Raw genomic sequence first — 5,481 nt, 5'->3', positions numbered from 1 at the left:
GATTGAAACCTCGTCCTGGTGGCGCGGCGAGGCGACGCCGACCATTACGATGATGACCAGTTCCGGCGCCATGTCCGGCACCAGCTGCGAGGGCGTGTGGGACTTCTCGGTAAAGGTGGGCGAGGAATGGCTGATCGTCGGCGTGATCAATGACGGCATCGTGCATCCGCTGCCCAAGTTGAGCACAAAGATCGTGGACGGCAAGGTGCCGCCCCAGCTGTTGAAAGTTCTTGGCCGGGGCAGGACCGCCAGTTAAATCCGTTCCAGCTTGGCGACGGACAGGTCGAGCACCTTGATGCCGACCGCGCCGAAGTTGATCTGCGCGCGGCAGTTCGCACCGCTGCCTTCGATATTGATGATCACCCCCTCGCCGAACTTGGCGTGCGCCACCGACTCGCCGATGCGCCAGCCGGTGCCGCCCGACTTCTGGTTGATGCGTGCGGCCAGCTGATTATCCGCCGACGGCACGGATGGCATCTCATCCCAGGCGGAACGGCGCGAGCCGCCGAACCAGCTTGGCTGCACGCGCGGCGACAGCCACTTCAGGGACTCCTCCGGCAGTTCGTCGAAGAAGCGCGACTTCATGTTGTAGCGCGTCTGGCCGTGCAGCATGCGGGTCTGGCAGAAGGACATGTACAGCCGCTTGCGGGCGCGCGTGATGGCCACGTACATCAGGCGGCGTTCCTCTTCCACGCCGCCGTCTTCCTTCGATGAACTTTCGTGCGGGAACAGGCCTTCTTCCAGGCCGGTGATGAAGACGTTGTCGAATTCCAGGCCCTTGGCCGAGTGCACGGTCATCAGCTGCAGCGCGTCCTGGCCGGCTTGCGCCTGGTTGTCGCCCGCTTCCAGCGAAGCATGCGACAGGAAGGCGGACAATGGCGACATCACGGTTGCCAGCGGTGCATCGGCATCGAGGATTTCGACGCCATCGGCCACCACTACCTGCGCGCCGGACGCAGCTTGTGCGGCCGGGCCCAGGTGCGCAGGCGCGCCTTGTCCGAAGCCTTCTTCCGACACGAACTGGCTGGCCGCCGACACCATCTGCTCCAGGTTTTCGATGCGGTCCGCGCCTTCCTTCTCGTTCTGGTAATGCTGCAGCAGGCCGGACGATTCCAGCGTGATGCGCACCAGTTCCGGCAGCGCCATTTGCTGCGTTTCGAAGCGCACGCCTTCAATTAATTTCGTGAACGAGCCGAGCGCGCTGCCCGCCTTGCCGACCATATAAGGCACGGCGGCATACAGCGAAATACCGTAAGTTTCGGCCGCGTTCTGCAATTGCTCAATCGTGCGCGCACCGATGCCGCGCGCCGGGAAATTCACCACGCGCAGGAAGGCCGAATCATTGTGCGGATTGTCCATCAGCTGCAGATAGGCGATGGCGTGCTTGACYTCGGCGCGCTGGAAGTAGCGCAGGCCGCCGTACACGTGGTAGGGCAGGCCGGCCGAGAACAGGGCGTGTTCGATCACGCGCGATTGTGCATTGGAGCGGTACAGGATGGCGATCTCGGAACGCAAGGCGCCTTCCGCCACCAGACTCTTGGCTTCCTCGATGATCCACTGCGCTTCCTGCAAATCGGAGGAAGCCTCGTACACACGTACCTGTTCGCCGTGGCCGGCGTCGGTGCGCAGATTCTTGCCGAGGCGGCGGCTGTTATTCGCGATCAGCAGATTGGCCGCATCCAGGATGTGACCGTGCGAGCGATAGTTCTGTTCCAGCTTGATCAGGTTCCCGACCTGGAACTCGCTTTCAAACGCCTGCATATTGCCGACGTTGGCGCCGCGGAAGGCGTAGATGCTCTGGTCGTCGTCGCCCACGGCAAACAGGGCGCCACCGAACTGCGACTGGTGGCCCGCCATCAGCTTCAGCCAGGCGTACTGCAAGTTGTTGGTATCCTGGAATTCGTCCACCAGGATATGGCGGAAGCGCTGCTGGTAGTGCTCGCGCAGCGGCTGATTGCGCGACAGCAGCTCGTAGGTACGCAGCAGCAGCTCGGCGAAATCGACCACGCCTTCGCGCTGGCACTGATCGTCGTACAGCTGGTAGAGCTCGACCAGCTTGCGTTCCATGGCGTCGTAGGCTTCCACCGCCGAGGCGCGCAGGCCCTGGTCCTTGTTGTTGTTGATGAAGTACATCACCGTTTTCGGCGGAAACTTCTCATCATCGATATTGTTCGCCTTCAGCAGGCGCTTGATCATCGACAGCTGGTCTTGCGTGTCGAGAATCTGGAACGTCTGGGGCAGGGCGGCGTCGCGGTAGTGGGTGCGCAGCAGGCGGTTGCACAGGCCGTGGAAGGTGCCGAYCCACATGCCGCGTGTATTGATTGGCAACATGCCCGACAGGCGGGTCAGCATTTCTTTCGCCGCCTTGTTGGTAAAGGTAACCGCCAGTATCCCGGCCGGCGAAACCTGTCCGGTCTGGATCAGCCAGGCGATGCGGGTAGTCAGCACGCGCGTCTTGCCCGATCCGGCGCCAGCCAGGATCAGGGCATTTTGGGACGGCAGGGTAACGGCTTGGAGCTGTTCGGGATTGAGGTTGTGGAGAAGATTTTGCATCCCGCCATTATACCGGCGGCAGCTCCTCCGGCGCGCCGAACACCTGGCGATAGCTGGCGTACAAGGCGCAGTGGATCAGGATGATCAGCATCATCCACAGCATCAGCATGAGGATGGTGCCCACACCGCCCGCACCGAACAGCAGCAGGATCAGCTGCACCGACAGCAGCAGGATGCCGAACAGGCTGAGCAGGAAAACCAGGAAGGCTTTCAGCGCATGCCACACCGAGAAAAAGCTGTAGAACAGGGCTTTGAACAGGCCCATGTGCTGCCAGCTCACCAGCGGCACCGTGAACCAGAAAGCCATCATGGCGGGCAGATAGATCAGCATGGCCAGCAAGAGCGCGCCGCCGATGCCGGACTCGGCCAGTTCTTTCGGGTCCGGCTGGCCGCCTTCGGTCACCATCTTGAGCAGGGCGCCGCCGTCGGCCAGCATGGAAATGCCCAGCGCGATGGCCGCGATCATAATGTAGAGCAGGCCCAGCAGCACGAGCGTCGGCACGCCCGGCGCACGGAAGCCTTGCGGCAGCAGGCGCGGTTCGATGCGCGCGCCGCGGTCGATGTTCAGGCAGGCCTGCAGGAAGATGGCGCTGAACACGGGCGCCAGCGCAACCGGCACGATCTGGCCCAGAATCGGGATCAGACCGAGCACGACAAACATCAGCATATAGGCGATCTGGATCATGAACAGGCCGCCCGGCTGCTGGCGGAACAGCGCGAAGCCTTGTCTGATCCAATCCCAACCGGCGCTGGCGGGCAGCTTGTTCATGGCGCCAGCACCGGTGCCGCCACGGCAATGCGTTCGCGCAGAATGCGTTCGAAATGGCCGGGGTCGTGCGGCGTCAGCAGCTCGGCTTCACGCGGCAGGTGCAGGTCGTACAGGCGCGACAGCCAGAAGCGCAGGGCGCCGGCGCGCAGGCAGGCTTGCCAGGCATCCTGCTCCGCAGCCGTGAAGGGACGCACCGCGTGGTAGGCGTCCAGCATGGCGCGCACGCGGGCCACGTCCAGCACACCCGTGTTCAGGTCGATGCACCAGTCGTTGACCGTCACCGCCACGTCGAACAGCCAGGTATCGCAGCCGGCAAAGTAGAAGTCAAAGAAGCCGGTCAGACGCTCGCCGTCAAACATCACGTTGTTGCGGAACAGATCGGCATGCACCGGGCCTTGCTGCAGGGCCGCGTAGTTCGTGTCCGCGTGGAAGGCGTCCTGGAAGGYCATTTCCTCGCGCAGCAACTGGGCTTCGTCCGGTTTCAGGAAGGGCAGCACGGCCGGTACGGCTTCATGCCACCAGTCGATGCCGCGCAGATTGGGCTGCTGCAGGGGGAAGTCCTGTCCCGCCAGATGCATCTTCGCCAGCATGGCGCCCACTTCCGCGCAATGCACGGGCTGCGGGTCCATCTGCGAGCTGCCTTCCAGTTTGGAGACGATGGCGGCCGGCTTGCCTTGCAGCGGCACGCACAGGGCGCCCTCCGCGTTCGGCACCGGATCGGGCACCAGCACGCCGTGCTGAGCCAGGTGGCGCATCAGTTCGAGGTAGAAGGGCAGTTGTTCAAAACTCAGGTTCTCGAAGAGGGTGAGTACATACTCGCCGCGTTCGGTACTGAGAAAAAAATTACTGTTTTCGATGCCGGAGGCGATGCCTTTCAGCGCCAGGGCCTTGCCAAGAGGGAATTGCGGAATCCATTGGCGTACGTCGTCCAACGTGACGGGAGTAAAAACTGCCATGAGCAACCAGGTTAAATGAGTCGATGGGGCCTATTTCGAAGCTGGCGCGGCAGGCGGCGGCGGAGGCGCCTCGGCGGCATCCTCGGCAGCGGCATTTTCTGCGCTGCGCTTTTTCTTCTTGGCGGCGATATCGAACTCCATCACGGTCCAGGCAGGGCCGCGGATGGCTTGGCCCATGGTGTCGCCGGGCATGGCCGTGCCGGCCGGCGGACGGTGGTTGACCGTGTACACGCTCTTGCCGCTTTTCACCRTGGATTCGGTGATGCGGCCGCCTTCGCGCTTCTCTTGCACTTGCTTGTCACTGCCTGGCTTGGTGGTCACCGTGATCGGGTTGTCCACTTCCTCGATTTGTTCGAGCTGGGGCGGCGCCTTGCTGGGCGCCTGTTGGGCGACAGCGGCAGTTGCCACGAGGGACAGGGCCAGGGTGAGGGCGGAAGCGCGCATGATGGGGTGTTCGCGTGGTTTGTTATAAGGTTCATTGTAACAAACTGACCAAAAGCTGCCAGCCAAAACTCTGCGATAATGGAATATTGAATTTTCCGCCACAGGCCCCATATTTCCGCTCTATGCAAACTACCCTGCTGTTAGTCGACGGTTCCAGTTATCTCTACCGCGCATTCCACGCGCTGCCCGACCTGCGCAGCCCGGACGGTTACCCCACCGGCGCCATGCACGGCATGGTCAATATGCTGCGCAAGCTGCGCGCCGATTTCCCCGCCGCTTACATTGCCTGCGTGTTCGACGCCAAGGGCAAGACCTTCCGCGATGATATGTACCCGGAATACAAGGCCACGCGCGCCTCGATGCCGGACGATCTGCGCCTGCAGATTGAACCCATCCACGAAGCGGTGCGCGCCATGGGCTGGCCGATCCTGATGGTGGACGGTGTGGAAGCCGACGACGTGATCGGCACTCTGTCGGTCGACGCTGAAAAGAACGGCATGGAAGTGATCATTTCCACCGGCGACAAGGACCTGGCCCAGCTGGTCACGCCCAAGGTCACTCTGATCAACACCATGACCAACGAGAAGCTGGACGAAGCCGGCGTGCTGGCCAAGTTCGGCGTGCCGCCCAACCGCATCATCGATTACCTGACCCTGATCGGCGACACTGTCGACAACGTGCCGGGCGTGGCCAAGTGCGGCCCGAAAACGGCGCTCAAGTGGCTGCAGGAGTACGACAGCCTGGAAGGCATCATGGCCA

6 protein-coding genes are annotated in these 5,481 nt (G+C 62.6%); 2 read left to right on the top strand and 4 right to left on the bottom strand.

What is annotated here, in order from left to right; all coding sequences use genetic code 11:
• Nucleotides 1-256, top strand: a 256-nt coding sequence (locus AB4Z11_RS21330) for a hypothetical protein (protein WP_442027519.1), incomplete at its 5' end; no start/stop codon positions are given.
• Here AB4Z11_RS21330 and AB4Z11_RS21325 read toward each other — a convergent pair.
• The 4 genes from AB4Z11_RS21325 to AB4Z11_RS21310 are packed head-to-tail and all read right to left on the bottom strand — an operon-like array spanning nt 253 to nt 4,722.
• The gene (locus tag AB4Z11_RS21325) at nt 253-2,553 is read right to left on the bottom strand and encodes a UvrD-helicase domain-containing protein (RefSeq protein WP_442027518.1); all 2,301 of its coding nucleotides are present in this window, start codon (nt 2,551-2,553) and stop codon (nt 253-255) included. The two genes, AB4Z11_RS21330 and AB4Z11_RS21325, sit on opposite strands and share 4 nt — an antisense overlap.
• A 7-nt stretch (nt 2,554-2,560) precedes the next feature.
• Entirely contained in the window at nt 2,561-3,322 is a 762-nt protein-coding gene (locus AB4Z11_RS21320; protein WP_442027517.1) for a BPSS1780 family membrane protein, read from the bottom strand.
• The gene (locus AB4Z11_RS21315) at nt 3,319-4,278 is read right to left on the bottom strand and encodes a homoserine kinase (RefSeq protein WP_442027516.1); all 960 of its coding nucleotides are present in this window, start codon (nt 4,276-4,278) and stop codon (nt 3,319-3,321) included. Before AB4Z11_RS21315 ends, AB4Z11_RS21320 begins: the two co-directional genes overlap by 4 nt.
• Nucleotides 4,279-4,308: 30 nt before the next feature.
• Nucleotides 4,309-4,722 carry a hypothetical protein gene (locus AB4Z11_RS21310; protein ID WP_442027514.1) on the bottom strand — a complete coding sequence of 138 codons (414 nt, stop codon included), beginning with the start codon at nt 4,720-4,722 and terminating at the stop codon, nt 4,309-4,311.
• A 122-nt stretch (nt 4,723-4,844) separates the two neighbouring features.
• Between AB4Z11_RS21310 and AB4Z11_RS21305 the strand changes: the two genes are divergently transcribed.
• The coding region (locus tag AB4Z11_RS21305; RefSeq protein WP_442027513.1) for a 5'-3' exonuclease at nt 4,845-5,481 on the top strand (637 nt) is incomplete at its 3' end.

Origin of the sequence: Pseudoduganella sp. RAF53_2, from assembly GCF_052113985.1 — a bacterium.
In the GTDB taxonomy this organism is placed as follows: Bacteria; Pseudomonadota; Gammaproteobacteria; order Burkholderiales; family Burkholderiaceae_D; genus Rugamonas.
The sequence above is the reverse complement of the archived record's forward strand: the minus strand, read 5'-3'. Positions and strand labels throughout refer to the sequence as shown.

Bases quoted from the DNA above. Each gene is read 5' to 3' on its own strand.
- AB4Z11_RS21320 (WP_442027517.1), bottom strand. From the start codon at position 3,322: ATGAACAAGCTGCCCGCCAGCGCCGGTTGGGATTGGATCAGACAAGGC.